The sequence below is a fragment of the Kitasatospora sp. NPDC002040 genome, assembly GCF_040296785.1.
In the GTDB taxonomy this organism is placed as follows: domain Bacteria; phylum Actinomycetota; class Actinomycetes; order Streptomycetales; family Streptomycetaceae; genus Kitasatospora.
Window position 1 is genome coordinate 1 of the sequence record NZ_JBEOXV010000014.1, and the last position, 16,770, is coordinate 16,770.

The 16,770-nt window shown below is 69.8% G+C and carries 22 protein-coding genes and 3 pseudogenes; 10 read left to right on the top strand and 15 right to left on the bottom strand.

The window, feature by feature from the left end:
- Window positions 1-94 (top strand): annotated as a pseudogene (locus tag ABT118_RS25090) (IS5 family transposase); the annotation flags it as partial.
- Window positions 95-137: 43 nt separating this feature from the next.
- Here the strand turns inward: ABT118_RS25090 and ABT118_RS25095 are convergent.
- The 3 genes from ABT118_RS25095 to ABT118_RS25105 form a co-directional block, all read right to left on the bottom strand.
- Window positions 138-566 carry a DUF4240 domain-containing protein gene (locus ABT118_RS25095; protein WP_350672993.1) on the bottom strand — a complete coding sequence of 143 codons (429 nt, stop codon included), beginning with the start codon at window positions 564-566 and terminating at the stop codon, window positions 138-140.
- Window positions 567-657: 91 nt separating this feature from the next.
- The gene (locus tag ABT118_RS25100; protein WP_350672994.1) at window positions 658-1,467 is read right to left on the bottom strand and encodes a hypothetical protein; all 810 of its coding nucleotides are present in this window, start codon (window positions 1,465-1,467) and stop codon (window positions 658-660) included.
- Window positions 1,468-1,783: 316 nt separating this feature from the next.
- On the bottom strand, window positions 1,784-2,356 hold the full coding sequence (locus ABT118_RS25105; RefSeq protein WP_350672996.1) for a P-loop NTPase family protein: 573 nt from the start codon (window positions 2,354-2,356) through the stop codon (window positions 1,784-1,786).
- A 163-nt stretch (window positions 2,357-2,519) separates the two neighbouring features.
- Between ABT118_RS25105 and ABT118_RS25110 the strand changes: the two genes are divergently transcribed.
- From ABT118_RS25110 to ABT118_RS25120, 3 genes are all read left to right on the top strand, one after another.
- Window positions 2,520-2,774: a hypothetical protein gene (locus ABT118_RS25110; protein WP_350673000.1), complete on the top strand. Its 255-nt coding sequence runs from the start codon at window positions 2,520-2,522 to the stop codon at window positions 2,772-2,774.
- A complete protein-coding gene (locus ABT118_RS25115; protein ID WP_350673002.1) occupies window positions 2,771-3,034 on the top strand; it encodes a hypothetical protein in 264 nt (87 codons plus the stop codon). Before ABT118_RS25110 ends, ABT118_RS25115 begins: the two co-directional genes overlap by 4 nt.
- A 67-nt stretch (window positions 3,035-3,101) precedes the next feature.
- Window positions 3,102-3,734, top strand: coding sequence for an SMI1/KNR4 family protein (locus ABT118_RS25120; protein ID WP_350673004.1), 633 nt, complete (start codon window positions 3,102-3,104; stop codon window positions 3,732-3,734).
- Between the two features lie 103 nt (window positions 3,735-3,837).
- On the opposite strand, the gene ABT118_RS25125 is transcribed toward ABT118_RS25120, so the two are convergent.
- Window positions 3,838-4,365 (bottom strand): barstar family protein, encoded by a 528-nt coding sequence (locus tag ABT118_RS25125; RefSeq protein ID WP_350673007.1) that lies wholly within the window; start codon window positions 4,363-4,365, stop codon window positions 3,838-3,840.
- A gap of 114 nt (window positions 4,366-4,479) precedes the next feature.
- Entirely contained in the window at window positions 4,480-4,743 is a 264-nt protein-coding gene (locus tag ABT118_RS25130) for a hypothetical protein (protein WP_350673009.1), read from the bottom strand.
- A gap of 82 nt (window positions 4,744-4,825) precedes the next feature.
- On the opposite strand from ABT118_RS25130, the gene ABT118_RS25135 reads away from it, so the two are divergent.
- Window positions 4,826-4,984, top strand: coding sequence for a hypothetical protein (locus ABT118_RS25135; protein ID WP_350673012.1), 159 nt, complete (start codon window positions 4,826-4,828; stop codon window positions 4,982-4,984).
- A 794-nt stretch (window positions 4,985-5,778) separates the two neighbouring features.
- On the opposite strand, the gene ABT118_RS25140 is transcribed toward ABT118_RS25135, so the two are convergent.
- Window positions 5,779-6,216, bottom strand: coding sequence for a hypothetical protein (locus tag ABT118_RS25140; RefSeq protein WP_350673014.1), 438 nt, complete (start codon window positions 6,214-6,216; stop codon window positions 5,779-5,781).
- Between the two features lie 229 nt (window positions 6,217-6,445).
- Here ABT118_RS25140 and ABT118_RS25145 point away from each other — a divergent pair, with 229 nt between their 5' ends.
- Window positions 6,446-6,877: a DUF6228 family protein gene (locus tag ABT118_RS25145; protein WP_350673015.1), complete on the top strand. Its 432-nt coding sequence runs from the start codon at window positions 6,446-6,448 to the stop codon at window positions 6,875-6,877.
- Between the two features lie 185 nt (window positions 6,878-7,062).
- On the top strand, window positions 7,063-7,578 hold the full coding sequence (locus ABT118_RS25150) for a hypothetical protein (RefSeq protein WP_350673017.1): 516 nt from the start codon (window positions 7,063-7,065) through the stop codon (window positions 7,576-7,578).
- On the opposite strand, the pseudogene ABT118_RS25155 reads toward ABT118_RS25150, so the two are convergent.
- From ABT118_RS25155 to ABT118_RS25165, 3 genes and pseudogenes are all read right to left on the bottom strand, one after another.
- A pseudogene (locus ABT118_RS25155) lies at window positions 7,545-8,246 on the bottom strand (transposase); the annotation flags it as partial. The gene ABT118_RS25150 and the pseudogene ABT118_RS25155 overlap by 34 nt on opposite strands.
- Window positions 8,247-8,498: 252 nt before the next feature.
- The gene (locus ABT118_RS25160) at window positions 8,499-9,548 is read right to left on the bottom strand and encodes a DUF4034 domain-containing protein (RefSeq protein WP_350673018.1); all 1,050 of its coding nucleotides are present in this window, start codon (window positions 9,546-9,548) and stop codon (window positions 8,499-8,501) included.
- Window positions 9,549-9,897: 349 nt separating this feature from the next.
- Window positions 9,898-10,026: pseudogene (locus tag ABT118_RS25165) on the bottom strand (IS630 family transposase); the annotation flags it as partial.
- A gap of 139 nt (window positions 10,027-10,165) precedes the next feature.
- Between ABT118_RS25165 and ABT118_RS25170 the strand changes: the two are divergent.
- Window positions 10,166-11,116, top strand: a complete 951-nt coding sequence (locus tag ABT118_RS25170) for an endonuclease/exonuclease/phosphatase family protein (RefSeq protein ID WP_350673020.1) — start codon at window positions 10,166-10,168, stop codon at window positions 11,114-11,116.
- 164 nt (window positions 11,117-11,280) lie between these two features.
- Here ABT118_RS25170 and ABT118_RS25175 read toward each other — a convergent pair whose 3' ends face one another.
- From ABT118_RS25175 to ABT118_RS25185, 3 genes are all read right to left on the bottom strand, one after another.
- The gene (locus ABT118_RS25175; RefSeq protein WP_350673408.1) at window positions 11,281-11,979 is read right to left on the bottom strand and encodes a hypothetical protein; all 699 of its coding nucleotides are present in this window, start codon (window positions 11,977-11,979) and stop codon (window positions 11,281-11,283) included.
- A 237-nt stretch (window positions 11,980-12,216) separates the two neighbouring features.
- Window positions 12,217-12,564, bottom strand: coding sequence for a hypothetical protein (locus ABT118_RS25180; RefSeq protein ID WP_350673022.1), 348 nt, complete (start codon window positions 12,562-12,564; stop codon window positions 12,217-12,219).
- Window positions 12,565-12,702: 138 nt separating this feature from the next.
- Window positions 12,703-13,455 (bottom strand): hypothetical protein, encoded by a 753-nt coding sequence (locus ABT118_RS25185; protein WP_350673024.1) that lies wholly within the window; start codon window positions 13,453-13,455, stop codon window positions 12,703-12,705.
- Window positions 13,456-13,725: 270 nt separating this feature from the next.
- Here ABT118_RS25185 and ABT118_RS25190 point away from each other — a divergent pair, with 270 nt between their 5' ends.
- A complete protein-coding gene (locus tag ABT118_RS25190) occupies window positions 13,726-14,334 on the top strand; it encodes an Imm21 family immunity protein (protein WP_350673027.1) in 609 nt (202 codons plus the stop codon).
- A 139-nt stretch (window positions 14,335-14,473) separates the two neighbouring features.
- On the opposite strand, the gene ABT118_RS25195 is transcribed toward ABT118_RS25190, so the two are convergent.
- The 3 genes from ABT118_RS25195 to ABT118_RS25205 all read right to left on the bottom strand — a co-directional run bounded on the left by ABT118_RS25195 (window position 14,474) and on the right by ABT118_RS25205 (window position 15,911).
- On the bottom strand, window positions 14,474-14,833 hold the full coding sequence (locus tag ABT118_RS25195) for a hypothetical protein (protein WP_350673028.1): 360 nt from the start codon (window positions 14,831-14,833) through the stop codon (window positions 14,474-14,476).
- Window positions 14,823-15,086: a hypothetical protein gene (locus ABT118_RS25200; protein ID WP_350673030.1), complete on the bottom strand. Its 264-nt coding sequence runs from the start codon at window positions 15,084-15,086 to the stop codon at window positions 14,823-14,825. The genes ABT118_RS25195 and ABT118_RS25200 overlap by 11 nt, the downstream gene beginning before the upstream one ends.
- A gap of 243 nt (window positions 15,087-15,329) precedes the next feature.
- Complete coding sequence (locus tag ABT118_RS25205) at window positions 15,330-15,911, bottom strand: hypothetical protein (protein ID WP_350673032.1); 582 nt, start codon at window positions 15,909-15,911, stop codon at window positions 15,330-15,332.
- Between the two features lie 214 nt (window positions 15,912-16,125).
- On the opposite strand from ABT118_RS25205, the gene ABT118_RS25210 reads away from it, so the two are divergent.
- The gene (locus ABT118_RS25210; RefSeq protein WP_350673034.1) at window positions 16,126-16,683 is read left to right on the top strand and encodes a winged helix-turn-helix domain-containing protein; all 558 of its coding nucleotides are present in this window, start codon (window positions 16,126-16,128) and stop codon (window positions 16,681-16,683) included.
- The last annotated feature ends 87 nt before the right edge of the window (window positions 16,684-16,770 follow it).

The window sequence follows — 16,770 nt, forward strand, 5'->3', positions numbered from 1 at the left end:
CACCAACGTCCCCGCCTCCGAGCAGGGCATCGACGCCGGCAAGAAGATCGTCGGACGCAAGCGCAGCATCGTCATCGACACCGTCGGCCTGCTCCCGACCGGTGAAGATCTCGGGAGTATTCATCTCCGGGCGGCGCTCAGCCTGCCCAGTCCTCGGCATTCGAGTACGACTCGAAGGAGTAGCACGTATCGCGGCCCCACTCCTCGCCGGTGATGCGTTCGTATGCACGGTCCGGCGCGTAGAGCAGGCTCTCGGCCCAGACGCCGTCGATGACGAACGGGGCGAAGGCGGAAGCGTCCTGCAGGACCCTGCCGAATACCGCTCGGCCTGCGGCGACGATCGCGGCGCGCGTGTAGAGGAAGGCGTCTCCTGACAAGCCTTGTCCATTCTCTTTCCGGTCCAGTTGGTAGAGCGCCCAGGACAGTTGCTCCGCGAAGCCCGTGACCAGCTCCAACGAGGACCGGGCGAGGCGATCGGTGATGTTGGCGGCGAGCAGTTCAGCCTCAGGGTCAGGTCCCGCGGGCCTGCAGTCTTCGATGATCTGCCAGAAGGTGTCTTCGTTCATGCCGCGAGCATGACGCAGACGACAGACACTCCGACCACCGAACTACCTGGTGCCGCCGTGGAACTGATGAAGATCACCGACAGAGTCAAGCTCAGACGTGGCAGTGCACGTTGACCAGGAGTGTGCCGCCGGGCAGCGCCGCCAGGTAGCTGTTGACGTGGCCGAAGCCCGGTGCCAGATCCGGCTCGTGCGGGCAGGCGTCGCTGTGACAGGCGCCGTGCACACCCGGGTCGCCGTCTTCGTACCACCAGCCCTCCAGGGTGAGGACATTGCGTCGGCGCAGAGCGTAGGGCGTGCAGCGGGCGATGAACTCCTCGCGGGAAGAGCCGCCCACCTTCGCGACCGGGTCCGCCAGGAAGAGGAACGCCGACGAGAAGCGCTCCGTTGGCAGAACCTTCAGATAGTCGGTGAACGCCCGCACGAGGGGCTGGGCGACGTAGTCGGCATGAGCCTGCTGGGACGAGTAGGTCATCGCCTCGGCGAAATGGCGGGCGAGGTAGAAGTCCAGGGAGCGGGGTGGCGGCAGTTCTGCCGCGAGTTGGTGCCACCGCTGCCACACCGCGTCGGCCAGCTCGCACGCCGCCTCAGGAGAGGCGGAGAAGTCGAGGAGTTCGCGAGGCCCGCCCGCGCACCAGCCGAAGTCGTTGGGAACCGGCACGTGCCCGGGCCACCACCGGTTCGGGAACTCGTGGAGCAGCCTGGCATCCCCTTCATGACCGGGAAGGACGTTGAACCCGCCACCATGCGCCGTGCCACCAGTGATGCGCCAGGAGTCCCAGATATCCAGGTCCTCGCCGCGCGTGTAGTCGATCTCGAAGGGTGCCATCGCCTTCGCGACCGCCTCCTCCACCCGGCCGTCCTCTCGCGAAGGCAGACACACCGTGATGCTCATTCCGGCCATGACGACATCAGATCACTCGTCCTGCACCGTCGACCAGCGGATTTGTCTGGCCGAGTAGTCCCTCACACTGCTCTCCCGGTCGCTCGCCCTCGCTTCGCGCGGGGCTCATCCAGCCAGCGGCGCCGCCGACGGCATCAACTCGCAACTGTGACGAAGGGTCACCCGAGCTTCCGCCGGGCGGTGCGCCCATCAGACCTCGCAGCCGATCGCGGTGGTGTCCCCGGTTCTGGAGCAGCGGCGCGCCCAGGACGGCGCCGTCGTCCACGGCGCTGGCGGCTGGACGCTGCTCACCAGGCGCCCGCAGGGGCGAGCCGGTTCAGGGGCGTGGTGTCCAGCCCGGCGGGGTGAGTGCGGTGTCGGTGAGGATCCGCGTGACGGTGTCGTCCAGGGTGCTGTCCTCGCTGATGACGTGCTCGACGCCGCCGGGCAGGAGGTCCAGCGGCCGGTACCAGCCGGCCATCTGCTCGGCGCTCACCTCGGCGGACAGCGGCCGGGTCGCGTGCCGACGCACCGTCTCCTCGAAGCCGACGTCCAGGTAGTAGAGGTAGCTGCGCCCGCGGTGGGAGGCAACCAGGTCGGCGAGCATGGCGCCGTACCGGTCGGCGTCGAGAATGCCCTCGACGATGGTGTGGAAGCCGGCATCGAGGGCGTGCTGGGCGACCAGGCCGATCAGGGGGATGTTCGCGCCGCCGGGCACGTCCCGCTCACGGAGCACATCCCGGCGTAGATGGTCCTGTCCGACGATGGCCAGGCCGCGGCCGTAGGCGGAGCGGATCCGGGCGGCGGTGCTCGACTTCCCGGCGCCGCTCGGTCCGCGTACGACGATCAGCACGGTGTCGGTGCTGCCCGTCCCGGTCCCAGCGGTGGTGTGCTTCACGCTGTCGTCCACACCGCCGTCCGTACCCGCGGTTGTGGCGGGTGACTCCGCCGGGCTGGGTGTTCACCGGGTGGAGCGGCCCCCAGCCGCCGCAGGCCGCACGGGCGCCCGAGCGGACGGCGCGAGTTCCCCCGGCCCCCTTCGCCGGGGCGCGCCCGGGCTCTACCATCGGCTCATGACCGTAGAGCTGACGACGAGTCTGGACGACCAATTGGTCCGCGGCTTGCGTGAGCGGGCGGCGAGCGCGGGCATCGACGTCAACACGCTGATCGGCCGGGTCCTCACCGCGGACCACCTGGCCGCCAGCGGCACCCGCGAGGAGCGCATCGCGCGCGCCACCGCGCTGGCCGCCGCGGCCGTCCATGACTGGAACCGCGCCGGCCGCCCCGAGGCCGACGGCGTCGACTTCGACGACCTGTTCCCCCGGTGACCGCATTCCCCTTCCGGGCCCGGCTGTCCGCCGAGGCAGCCGCCCTGGTGCGCACCGTCCTGACGGACGATCAGGTCAAGCAGCTCCAGGACGGCCTGGAGCGCGCGATGGCCGATCCGTGGTCCTGGCCGGCCGGCGACGGTGACGACCTCGACGACAGCATCCGGCAGATCGTCCTGCCCGACCTGATCGCCCACTACGTGATCCTCCCCGACCCGCCCGCTCCGCACCTGTGGGTCATCACCCTCACCGTGCTGTAGCCGGCGGACAGCGCTCGCTGCCAGGCTCTCGATCTACCTTGTCGGGCACGTACGGCAGGATGGCGCCATGACTCAGCAGATCTTGCCCCCGTCGGAGTCATGGCGCCGGATCGATGCCTGGCTGGCAATGCACTCGGCTTCCGACCTCGCAGTGCTCAACCCACCGGCAACGCCGGAGGAGGTCCGGGACGCAGAACGGATCCTCGGCATCCCACTGCCCGGTGACCTCGCCGAGTCCCTGCAATGCCACAACGGGCTGAGCACCTGGGCGACCCTCCTGCCCGAGCAATCCTCCCTGTCGGTGAGCGGAATCGTGGACCGCTGGCAGACCTGCATGGACGTCGCGGCCGAGAACGACGGCCTGACCACCCGTCCCTGGGACGACGAGCCCTGGTGGCACCTGCTCTGGGTGCCCTGGGCCGAGAGCGCCGACGGCGTGGCACAGGTGATCGACCAGCGTTCCGGCCCGGACGCGGGGCGTCTCGGCTGGGCCGGCCACAGCGGCGGCGGCGACTTTACCGACTCATGGCCCGGCCTGGCGCATCTCCTCCACGCCGTCGCACGAGCGCTTCACGACGGCGGAGGCGTCCGCGGACTGCACCCCTACCTCACCGAGCAGGGCGATCTGTGGTGGGACGAGAAGGACTCCCGCGAGCTGAACGGTCAGCCGCTGAGGCCAGCCCCGATCGGACTGCCCTGACGGCCAGCCGCGGACTCGAACTCAGCCAACCGCTCTTACTTCTCAGGCGCTGGTCCAACTCGCTCGGCTCGGGTTGTGCCTGCCCCGCGCCGTTGACGATGTCTCAGGTGGCGAGCAGGCGGCCGTCTGCCAGGGCTACCACTACATCGGCGCGGTGGGCCACTGCCTGTGTGAAAGCGGAGGGTGAGGTGTGGTTCAGAAGAAGGACGAAGTGCTGGGCGATCCGGGGCTGCCACTCATCGAGGTTGCCGTCCCCGTCGAGGCGCAGGTTGGACTGCTCGGCTGCCTGGGTCAGCACCGAGACCAAGAGTCCCAGGAATTCGGAATGCTGAAGGCCATCGGCGTGCTCGATCACAATCGCGAGGTCCTGGGTACCGTGGCCCGGGCCGTGCCAGTCCTGCAGGCAGTCCACCAGCGCGTCCCAGTTGTGGCCGAAGTAGGTGGGGAACGCCAGCTCTCTGGCGAAGGCCCGAAAGAGCGACGGTGCGTCGCGAAGTTCTCGGCCGTCCAGCCGGAGGACCAGGCCGTCGCGGGCGACGAGCGTGGCGACCTCCGACCTCAGCCAGGGGTCATCGGCAGAGGTGAACACGACCCACGGGGAGCGGCGTTCGGTGAGGGTGGGTTTCGGCACGGCCAGATCCTTACACAGCCTGGTTCGGAGAAGGCACGTCAGCTTGTGACACCCTGCTCGCCGCGCCGATCACCGTCCACGCGGCCGACACCGCCGGGCACAGCGGCACCACCACTAGCCGGCGTTCAGCAGGTCACGATTGACGAGGACCTGGTTCACGAACTGCCGGACCTGGGCCACCCGCAGAGGATCACCGTCGAAGGTGGCGAACACCAGCGTGAAGGAGCGTTCCCCGAGCAGGCCCCGCCGGTCCAGGTCGGCCAGAACTGCCCGTGCCTGCGCGGTCGCGCGGACGCCGAAGCCGCGCCGGTTGTGGTCGAGGGCGGCGATCTGCTCGGCTGCCTGCCGGATGGTGAGGGGCTGCTGACGTGGATTCATGGGAACTCCGGATCGGGTGAGACGCCAACCCTGCAACGGCGTGCCCCGCCGGGCAAACCCTTTTTTGCAGGTCAGCGTCCCAGTGTGGCCACTCTTCGGTCGGGCACGGGCCGCGGCGCTCGCCGACCTGGACCTCAACCCGGCCACCGCTGCGGCCGCCCTCACCCAGGCCGCTGAACTCCGCGTCGAACTGGACGCCCAGGAGGCCACCTTGACCGGCAAGGCCCGCCGACTCGCATGACTTCCCGGCTTCGCACCCGGCGGCCTGTAAACGGCGGACACCGCGGCCGGTGCGGCGTGTGCGCACACTGGGAGGCGGGGGAGCAGCGGAGGATCAGCCCGGCGGCGGTCGGGCCGGATGCCGGAGATCACTGGCACGGACCAGGTGTTCACCATCGATCAGGACGTGCCTGCCCCGCGCATCGCACGCCCTGCCCGTCCGAAGTGATCCCACGGCCCTATCTGCCCGACTGAGCAGGGCGGCTGCCCGCCCGGTGGCCTCTTCCCGGGGCAGCGTCGGACGGTGTGCTCCGTCGGTTCCCCTCGGCCGACGGCTTCGAGGGGTCAGGAGGGGCAACGCTGCGACGATCCAACGCCCCCGAGTGAACGGCAGCGGGCCTGGGCCAGGTTCGGTCTTGGGCGAGGTGCTGCTCAAACTCTCCGGGCGGCAGCAGCTTCCCCCGTCAGCGACAAGGAATTTGGCAGTTCAAAGGCGGTGACATGCGGGTGAGAGCGATCTACAGTGCGCTGTACATGATCAGCGAGAGCGGGGAGGCCGGTCCATGAAGGGCACACGACGCCGGGACAGCATGTGGGGTGCAGCACCGGACTCCGGCTGGGACGCGGTGCTGCGCGACAGCATCTGGGGACTGGCCGACACCAACTGGGGCGGGTAGGCTCCCGCCACCACACCGCCGGCGAGCCCCACACCGCCTCGCGGTTCCGGCGCCTGGCCGAGCAGTAGCCAGACGCCGCAACGGCCGGCCACGGACACTGCCCGTGGCCGGCCGTTCGCGTTCTCAGAGGCCTTCCCACTCACGCTCGACGGACCGCCGGTGCCGGATCAGCGCCACTGTGGAACTTGACGGTCAGGCCGTACTCGATCGCCGACACCGTCTTGCGCTCCGAGTACGGCTCCACCGACGCGATCTCCTTGGACCCCGCCGCCACGATCCCCGCGGCCAGCGCCTGCTCCACCGCCGCGGTGCGCACCGGCTGGGCGGTGAGGTCCGGCATCTCGCGGGGTTCCGGAGCCGCACCGGTGACCGGCTGCCCCTCCTCGTTGCCGTAGACATCGCCGGTGGTGGAGACGGCCGTGATCTGCCACCACAGCTGCGCACCGGAGGCCAGCTGCAGGGCCGCGCCCAGTGGGTGGGCGGTGTGGCCGACGTCCGCGAGGGCGGCTGCTCGCTGTACGCCGGGCAGGCCGGCGGCGACGTCCACGAGCAGGGTCTGGAACCGGGTGGGGCGCACGTGTCTCCTCTGTACCGCCGTGCGGCGGCGCGCCGTCCGGTACGGCTCGACCTACCGTTGCGTTCGCACGCGCCAGCGACCAGCACGCCTGGGAACGAAGAAGGGTTGGTGTCGGCAGCTGGCAGCGCTGGGCGGCTGATGGATCATCAGCTGTTGGTGAGTAGTAGGAACGGCTCCGACGCCTGGGAGTGTTGGTGACGCCGGCCGGGGTGTCCGTATTCTTCGCGGGGTGAGTCTGATCGAGATGGTTCCAGGGCAGGTTGAGCTCGTCGTTCAGGGGGCAGGGGCGTCGTCGGCTTCCGTCCGGTTGTCCGACTGGTCCCGGGCGGAGTACGAGGTCACCTTCGCTGTGGAGGCCATCGATGACGGTGTGCGGGCGCGGCTCGACACCGTGACCGTGACTGTCTGGGACAGCATGGGCGAGTTCTTCGATGGTCTCGCGCGCGACTTCCGTGGTTGGGAGGGTGAGCGGGTCTGGGTCAACAACCACCTGGTCGTGACGGCCACGTTCGGCTCGGGTGGTCATGTGTATCTGGGCTGGACTCTGCGGTCCGGGTTCTTCCCCGGCGACTGGAGTTGCACCGTGACGACCGTGATCGAGGCCGGTGAAGGGATGACAGTGGTCGCCGCGGACCTGCGGGAATTCCTGCGCGAGGAGTAGGCCGCCGGCAGTCGGCCCGTCCCGGGCACGCACTGCTGGGCCCGTGACCGGCCGGATCGCCGGGGCGGTTGCACCGGTGTGACGGTGTCTGCGAACGGGCGAGGTGGCCAGGCGGGGGGTGCCTCTATGGGGTTCGTCAAGGTAATCGGGCTGCGTTTGGGCGGGCTGGCGGGCAGCATGGCGGGATGTCGGATCTGCTGTGGGATGACGTCAGGAACTTCTTCGACCCTGACCTGATGGGTGCTCTGCCGGATGTGTCCGTGGCCGACGCCTCGGTCGAGGACTGGCAGATGGTGTTCGACCTGGTGCGGTCGAGCGGATGGACGTGGGAGTACTCCGAGGGCGGCGTTGCCGGGCCGCTACCCTCGGCGGCGGAGGTGCTGGCGCGGCCGGCCGATGCGGAGACGGTCGATCTGCGGGTCTGGCCGGTCCCGGAGGTGTTGGCGATCTTCCGCCCGATGTCTGCTGACGAGATTGACTTCGACGTCGACCTTCGTGAGCTGCAGGGCCAGGAAGGGGTGGACGTCCTGTGTGGTTTCCTGGGTGCGATCGGGGGCCGGTTGGGCAAGCCCGTGCGGATGACCGCGGAGGGCGACTGGGGGAACCCGGTGCTCGGGTTCGATCCGGCGGCGGACTGCGTGGTGCTGCTGGCAGATCCCCTCGGAGTTCAGCTGCTGCCCGGTGCAGGCCGGGACTCGTAGAAGGTGCCGTCGCGGAGCATGGCGAACAGGACGTCGACCCGGCGTCTGGCCAGGCAGAGGAGTGCTTGGGTGTGACGCTTCCCCTGGCTGATCTTCTTGTCGTAGTAGGCCCGCGAGGCCGGATCGCTGAGCGAGGCGAACGCGGCCAGGAAGAACGCCCGTTTCAGCTGCTTGTTGCCTCGTCGAGAAGGTGGCTCGCCGCGTATGGAGGAGCCGGAACTGCGGGTCGCGGGGGTGAGGCCGGCGTAGGAGGCGAGGTGGGCGGCGGTCGGGAACGCGCTCGCGTCGCCGACGTCGATCAGGACCCGGGCGCCGGTCCTGGTGCCGATGCCGGGCATGGAGGTGAGGACCTTCGAGAGCGGGTGCTCGTCCAGCAGCTCCTGGATCCGCTTCTCCAGGAGCTTGCGCTGGTCCAGGACGGCCCGCAGTGAGCCGGCCAGGCTCGGCACGATCAGCGCGGCCGCCTCGGTGCCCGGGACGACGGTCTGCTCGTCGAGCGCGGTGAGGATCTCCTCGACCAGGCGCTCGAACATGCGCGGTGCCAAGGGCCGGGCGACGCCGAGCAGGCGGCGGCGTCCGGCTTTGCGCAGCGCAGCGGGTGAGCCGAACCGCTCCAGCAGGGCCAGCACCGCCGGGTGGTCCAGTCGCGGCCCCAGGACACGTTCCAGGTGCTCGCAACCGTCCAAGGGAGACGTCGCGCTTCGGTGGGGCTGTTGGGTGGACGATAGATCCGGTGCTGACCCGACAGCAGCGGGCAGCGCGGCGGCCCAGCTGTCCTGTCGGGTGGGCGCCGGGCTTCACCGATCCGTGTTCTCCTGCCCGTTCATCCCAGCGAAGATCGCATCAATCGCTCACAGGCCAGGAGCGGCCAGACGACCGCGCACCCGCCGGTCCCCGCGAGCAGCCAGCGCGGGGCTGGGTCAGGCCGCTGCGCGGGCGGCCTTGATGCGGGCGGTGTCAAAAACGGCGGCCTGGTTCTCGTAGTAGGTCCACGGACCGGCGATTTCCCGGCCCATCCTGCGGAACAGGTCCAGGGCCTGCGCGGGGCGGGCCGTTTCGATCAGGCCGTGGGCGATCCAGCCACTCGCCGCAACGACGCCAGGATGGGCAGGGTCGGCGGCCGCCAGGTCGGCGAGGGCCGCGTCCAGGGCGGCCGTGAACTCGGCGGAACGGTACAGCGAGGCCCCGGAGTTGTCGCGCAGGACCTGCTCCCAGTACGCCCGCAGCTTCAGCACCGTCAGCAGGCTGCCCGCCGGCGCGCCGGCGATCGCATCGTCCGCGAACGCGTGCATCAACTCGTCGCTGCCGCGCCACTTCTGGCACCAGTACTGCAGCGCGCCACTGTGCGCGCCGAAGTGGTGGGGCTCGCGAGCCACGATCTCCGCCCACAGTGCGCGGTAGCGCTCGTGCGACCAGCCCTGGCCCAAAGCGACCGACAGCTGCATCACCCAGGCGTTCGGGTCCCCGGCCGGGGCGAGTCGGATCGCCTCCTGCGACACCTCGGCTGCCTGCTGCAGCACCTGGTGAAAGCCCATCGCCTGCTCGCGGGTCACCTCTGAGGCGTACCTCCCGGTGCGGATCTCCCACGCGCGCCTGACCAGGGCGTCGGTGTGCACCTGGGCGGCCTCGGGGCTGTCCGGCTGCTCCTTGCGCCACTGCCTGAGCCAGATGTCGTCGGTGGCCGCGAGGTGGCTGAAGGGGTTCATCCGGGCGTAGCGGGTGCTCCAGTCACCGTTGCCGTCCGAGAGGTAGGCGGCAGCAGGGCGCCAGTTTCCCGACTTGGCCGCATCCAGGGCGGCCCGTGCCGCCGGGTCGGCGGGTTCGCTGCCTGCTTCGACCAGTTCGGTGCGCGGCACCAGCCCTGCAGCGGGTGCGCTGTGGACCGCGGTGGCCTGGCGGCGTTTGTTCAGCCAGAGGGCCAGCCTGATGAGGAGGACGAGGAGAGGGATGATGACGAGCGGGTGAGTCATGGCCTGTTTCTCTACAGAACTTCGTCGCACAGGTGTGCATTCGGCGAAGATCGTATCGTTCGGCCGTGGAGCCGTGAACTGGATATCTGGACAGGTCCGGGCTGCCTCCCTGGCGAAGTCCTCCAGGCTTCGGCTGCGGTACTGACTTCGGCTTGTCAGGGTGAGATTGGAGTGTCGAGGGTCAGGCCGGTTCCGGCACGCCATGCTGGGCCCGTGACTGGCCGGACCGCCGGGGCGGTTGCACCGGTGTGACGGTGTCTGCGAACGGGCGAGGTGGCCAGGCCGCGGGGCGGGCGCTCGGGCCGGTGGCGGCCCGGGTGCTGGCAGAGGCGTGAGCGCTCCCAGCCAGCCGGTGTTGGGCGGCTAGGACGTCGGGGTGGCGGGCGTTGGTTGCGCCAGCGCGGGTAGGCGTGCGGCGCCAGGTCTGGACGGTGTGGTTGCGGTTCGAGTTCGCGATCGTGAACTGTCGCAGCGGCCCGGAGCGGAGGCCGTGGCCCGATCTGCTCTGGGTGGGTGATGAGGCGGCGGGTCTCCACGTACCACCGGTTGCTTCGTGTGCGTCTGCGGGAGGATGCCGGGCGTACGGGCTGTCGCGACCGGCGGGAGAGTGTGTGGCCATGACGTTCATCCTCGGAACCTGGAACCTGGAGAACCTCTTCAAGGCCGGCGGACCGTCAGGCCCCAAAACGGAGGAGGCCTACCAGGCGAAGCTGGCGGGTCTGGCGGCGACGATCATCCGCATCGGCCCCGACCTGCTGGGCGTGCAGGAGGTCGGTGACCCCGAGGCGCTGGACGACCTGGTCGCCCTGCTGGACGGCGAGTGGCACACCGCCCTGTCCGAGCACCCCGACGGCCGCGGCATCCGCGTCGGGTTCCTCAGCCGCCTGCCCTTCACCGGCGTGTCGGACACCACCGAGTTCCCCGAGGAACTGCTCCCGGTGCAGACCGGCGACCAGGGCGAGGAGGCCGCCGCGATGGGCCGCGGCGTCCTGACCGTGCAGGTCGAACCCGCCGACGACCAGACCCTGACCGTGGCGACGTGCCACCTGAAGTCCAAGCTGCTGTCGTTCCCCGGCGGCCGGTTCAACCCCCGCGACGAGGGCGAGCGTGCCCGCTTCGGCGCCTACGCGCTCTACCGCCGCGCCGCCGAGGCCACCACGGTCCGCGCCCTCGCCGACGAACTCCTGCAGGGCGACGGCCGCACCCACGACGTCGCGGTCCTCGGCGACCTGAACGACGAGCCGCAGGCCGCCACCACCCAGATCCTCTACGGGCCGCCCGGATCCCAGATCGGCACCGGAGGGTTCGACCGCCCCGACCGCGGCGACGCCATGCGCCTGTGGAACCTCGCACCCCTCATCCCCGAAGAGCAGCGCCGCTCGCGCGTTTTCGAGGGCCAGCCCGAACTGATCGACCACATCCTCACCAGCCACGCCCTCCTGCAGCGCGTCGAGGAGGTCTCCACCGGCACCGGAGAGCAACTCGACTCCATCACCGAGGACCCGACCGGCCGACGCGACGCACCCGCCTCCGACCACGCACCCGTCATCACCAAACTGAACTACTGACCACATGGTCGGGGACTTTCAGCGTCAGGGGCGTTCACGAGTGCACCTCACCAGCACGGCCCTCGCGTCGAGTCCTGTACCTCTTGGAGGTCCAGAATCATGCGGGGGCGGCGTCGCTGTCCTGGAAATCTCCATGTGGGTGACCTGCGCTCGCTGTCGGGCCACTACTGCGGCAGGCAAAGGTCCCCGGTCGGCGGCTTTCTCCGCTCGCCCTCAGGGGTGAAGGTCAACGACCCGCGGAACAAGCCGCCGCCGAAACGCACTGCGAGGAGCAACGGTTGCGCATGCTCGGGCGGCCACGGTTCGGCCTCCGGTTCACTGCCGTTCCACAGGTGGAAGACCACCATCGGCTGCTCCGGATCCTCCGAGAGGTAACCGAGCGCCTTCCCGTACAGAGGATTGTTCCCTCCGAACAGCACAGAGGGAGGACCGAACTCCGCCGTCACGTCAGCCCAGGTGCGGTCAACCGCGGCCCACACCCGGGCTCGGCCTGTGAGGGCCTCGTACTCCTCACTTGTGAGAACCCGATCGGGCTTGAGCCAGCCGCGCCGGTGCGCGAACTCCGCGTATACCGAGGCGACTTCGCAGCAGTCAGCCTGCGCGGGGAAGACATCCTGGAAGGCCCCGCTGGGGCCGATGGGGGTCCAGAGTCCCTGTCCTTCCCAACTCTGCTTCAGCTGGTTCCACGCCTCGGGCTGGCGCTCGACGAACAGCAGGTGGTCAAGCAGGAGCCGGAAAGCCACCTCGCCCCCGTGCATCCCGGGCCGGCGCAGGGCGAGGTTGAGCTGATCAACGAGGTGATCGTGGATCACTTCAGCAGCGGCAAGCGGAGTAGGACGCGTCACGTACACAGTCTTCCGCATGATGATCACAACGGATCACCTGTTCCACTGGCGAGGACGAGTGGATAAATTACAAGCTGAACGGGCAGCTGGTGACTCCGTCGGCGAGCAGCCGATCGGTGAGCCGTGTTGGCCAGGTGGAATCAGCCAGGCGGATGCGGCCTGGGTGCTCCGGTGGTGCACGAGTCAGGGGGCCTGGCACCGGCGAGCGCTGGTCCTGTCCAGCGCCGACTTTGGCTCAGCAGCTGGTCGTTGAAGTCAGGACGCCGGGTCGAGGGCATCGGCACGCTGCCGTAGTTCGGCGGCGATCCGGTCCCAGTCGGGTCCGTGGAATTCAAGACTGCTCGCGGCCTCGCGCATCAGGTCCGGATCGTCGGGGCGTTGCAGCAGGAGCAGCCGGTAGGAGAGGTTGCGGACCCACACCGGGAGCAGGCCGTCGACGTACTGCGGGCAGAGCTCTCGAAGCATGGCCAGGATCGTGTCGGCGTCGGCGAAGGTCAGCTTCTCGGTGAAGTAGAACTCCTCGTGGCGGCCATCGCACTCCGGCGTGGGTCGGTACTCATCGCCGTAGAGGCACCGGGCGTGTTCCGTCAGCGTGCTGTGCATCCCGCGGAGCCTACGCGGCTGTCACCAGGTGCAGTACTCGGACCCACGCCCGCGGGCAGGGGAGGAGCCGCGCCGGTGTTGAGGCCACCCGTGGCAGGTCGGGTCCGGGACCTCCTCTGGCCGGCCCTCCTGCCTGCGTCATTCCTTTTCGTCGGCAGTGAAGGTGGCGCGGCCTGGGGCGAGGGTGGCCTCAAGCCGCTGTTTGAGTTCCGGCGGGCAGGCGGGGTGGGCTGCGACCTTGCGGCGGACCGCGCGTGACGGGTCTTCGGCGAGCGTCGTGAGCACGTCGAGCGGGAGGTTCGGGTTGCCGGCGAGCCAGCTCCGGTTATCCGTGTCGGCGGACGTTGCCGCTGCCCGCATCAGCTTCCGGCTGCTCGTCTGGTGCAGGGCCCACCAGCGGACGTGGTCCCGGCGGCTGAGCGCTGCTCTGTTGACCAGCTTGGGCGGCGCCGAGGGGTTGAGGACGGCGTTGACCGCCACCGTCTGGTCCCGGTCGCGGGCGAGCTCTTCAAGGAGGTCGGTTGGGGAGCTGGGGTTCGAGGCCACGGCGACGCGGACGTGCCACTCGTCGCGGGCCGCCGACCGCAGTGCTGCGACGTCGCTGGTCCGGCGGACGGCGGTGCGCCGTACGTCCCAGTTCGGATCGTCGAGCATGTGGTCCACCAGGTCGGAAGGGACGTTGGGGTGGGCGAGCACCGCGACGCGGACGTCCGAGGCCGGGCTGGCCGCCAATGAACGCAGGAGGTGTTCGGGCAGCTCCTCCCGGAGATGCGGACCGGTTCGTCGGCCGCAGTCAACGATCCACTCGTCCCCGTGATACCAGGCGGGCGCATGAAGCATCCGTTCGCAGCCCGGCGAGAAGATGGTGCTGCAGCGCAGCGGCTCGTCCACGATGTCCTCCTGGCGGCGGGAAGCCCTACCAATTTAGCGTCAGATAGACGATAACACTTTTCGTCTCCTCGACGACAAGGGCGTCCAGGGCCCCGGCCCGGGCGGGCCCGTGAAACCGTGAGCACCTTCAGCTGTACCTCCCCGAGACATACCGGCGTACGCCGACAACTGGGCTCCTTCCCCGTCCTGAATGGGCTTGTCGAAGCGGCAGCGCAGGTGCGGCGGGTGGTGCTCACCCTCCTTGTCACTGGTCAGCGACACAATGCGCGCATGAGCTCTGATCAACATGCTGTCCGGCGGTCCCTCGATCCGACCTGGGTCGAGTCCATGGGCGGTCCGCTGATCGTCGTTCCGGTCTCCGCGCTGCAGTACTGGGGCGGGTGCACCGAGGAAGGCATGATCATCGGTGACAGTGATCAGCCGGACGACTACGACAAGGCCTGCCAGGTCGAGGGCCTGGCCGAAGCGATCACCCTGCACGGGCACGACGCCGTCACCGCGCTGGTGCTGGGCGACGAGCCCGCCACCACCTGCTACCTGCCTGAGCTGAGAGCCTTCGTACGCTGGCTCGCTGCCGACTCCGACGCCGAGCTGCTCGCCGCCGCCGAGGCCGCACTGAACGATCCGTCGACGCCCTGGGAGGAGTGCGGGGTGTGGCAGACCGACGGCTCGGCAGTTCTCATGGACTCGGCCGAGGCCGGTCAGCATCTCGGCGTGCCCTACCCGGACGGCCGAGGTCAGCCAGCTCAGGCCCCGGTCCCCGTGCCCGCAGGACGCTGGAAAGTCCGCGCATTCCACAAGTCAGCCGGCGAGTCCGCCTGGGTTGGTCTGGTTCAGCTCCTCCCGGAGGCTGAAGGCCACCCGGCAACGGCCCCTTGATCCTGACGCTGCGCCCGCACCGGAACTCCCTGAACATGCGGACGCTGCATCCCGCTGCGCGCTCAGCAGTTGGAGGTATCCAACTCCAGTGGACCCGGAATCGACCCGGGCGTCTGAGCGACGCGCTTTGGGTAAGCCGTCACGGGCCGGGGATCACCCGGACGGTGCCGATGCCGCCGGTCGGCCGGTGCACCCGGGCGATGACCGACATGGTGGCGCCGGTGGCGATGATCAGCGCTCCGTGCTCGTCGGCGGCGAGGCGGGTGATCCGCACCCGCTCGGGATCGTGGGCCTCAGCGGGCCGCTCGGTGAGCGGGTCGAGGGAGAGACGGGCCGAGATCGCACCCAGGGCCTGCCGGTAGCCGAACGGCAGCCCGCGGACCTCCTGGGCGAGCTTCTCGTCGGCAACCGAGTCCCGTTCCGCGCCCGTGCCGAGCTGGACGAACCAGCGCACCCCCGGTGCGGGCTCGTCCCACCAGGCGCCCCCGTCACTCGGCACCGGCCAGGACGTCGTCCAGGCTCAGGCCCGTGGCCTGCGGCACGCACCGCTCGGCATCCGCGGACGTGCCCGGATCGGCGAGGGTGTCGGCGATCCGCCCGAAGTACTCCAAGACCCGCGGCGCACCGAAGACGTCCGCGCTGTGGAACTCGTCCGTGAACTGCTCCACCAGCGCCGGGGGCAGCGCCGCCGCGATGGTGTTGTAGCTACGCCGGACGGTCCCCGGCCCGAACTCCGCAGGCTGCGCAGACACGACGTCCCCTCTCGGTGGTCCCCGTAGACGCTACCGGTAGCAGACCGACCATCGTCCGCGAAAGCAACGAATCCCCGGCTCCCCGGGACCGCACCGCATCCTCGGACAAACCCACCACCGCCTTCAGCACCACGAACGCTTCGACAAGAACACCGCCATCCCCAGGCCCTCACCGCAGCGGCCGCCTGACCAGCCACCTCGCTGTGAGCGGGGCGCCGCAGCGACCTCCTGGCTACTGGTGGCTCAGTAGAAGAAGAGCAGCAGGTCCTCCAGCGAGCCCGGGCCGGTAAAGAACCGCTCGGCGGCGGCCAAGTCCCTTGCGAACCGGGGCTCACGCTCGGCGAGTGCCTGGTCAAGATCGCCTGGTCGTTGCTGTGGCTGGCGACGGGTCTTGGCGTTGAGGTCGTCGATGGTTGTCAGCATCAGCTGCTGCCACCGTTCGCCCTGCTCCGCGAGCGCATAGATGCCCGACAGCAGATCAGGCATGCCGATGGGCCGGGTGAGGAACGAGGGGTCGGAGCCCACAACAGGATGGAGGTCCCAGCCCCCGGCACGTGCGGCGAGCCGCAGCACGCCGGCCCAGTTCCTGATGCGGCCGAGACGCACGTGCACCGACTCCCCGTCGTGCGGCGGCAGGCGGCCACCGTGCAAGGGATTGGTGGCCACCACCACGTCGGCCAGGACCCGGCGCTCCGTCTCGGTCAGGGCCCACAGCCCCTCCTGCTGAGCTCCCAGCGCGGCACTGGTCCACTCCTCGGCCGCCGCCAGAAGGGACGCGAAGTCCGCAGGGTCATTGACGGGTGAATGCGAGGACTCAGTAATCACACCAGCCAGTATCCGACCCCACTCCCCGCCGCAGGTGACAGCACCAATCGACCCAGCGCCGCCGCAATGGACAGCGCGCTCGATCTCACCTGGCAACCCAGCGCCCCCCGGCTGATGATCGGCCCCACCCCACCTGATGCCCAAGCCGACCACCGGGCGACGCTGCGCCCGGGACTACGGTTGACCCCGTCACCCGAGGACCAGGAGGGGTTCGATGGCGCCGCGCCAGCAGCCGGCCAGCACAGCCGTCACCGACGCCCTGCGCACGCGAATCACTGCCGGGGAGTGGCCGCCGGGGACCAGCCTGCCCTCCCGCGCGGCACTCGCCGCCGAGTACGGCGTCAGCGACGCGGTACTCCAACGGGCCCAGGAGACGCTGATCCGAGACGGCCTGCTGGAAGGCCAGACCGGCTCCGGCACGTACGTGCCCGAAGACCGCCCGCGTCACCAGCTCCACCTGGACGCCGACGCCCGCTTCGGCGTGCGCCCCGCCCCGGCCGGGCACTGGGCGCCGCTCTGCCGCCGGGACGGCCCGCTCGTCCTCGCCTACTTCGTCCAGGACCGCCCGCTGCTCCTGGCCCGGCCCGGCGGGCAGGCCAGCCGCAGCCCTGCGGCGGGGTACCGGGCCCGGGCCGCATCGGCCGGCAGCGAGGACGCCCAAGTGCTCGGCCTGCTGCAGGGGGAAGCGGTGACCCTCATCGAGTACTGCGGCGCGGCGGAGGAGTCCACGGTGCTGGCGCCGGGCCGGCTCTGGGACCTGCTCCTGCCGTAGGTGCCGGTCGTACCGCCCACCTGGCCGAGCTTCGGCCCGGGAACTGCGGCGGACCGTGCGGCACGGCCCGAAAATCCTCAGCACCGA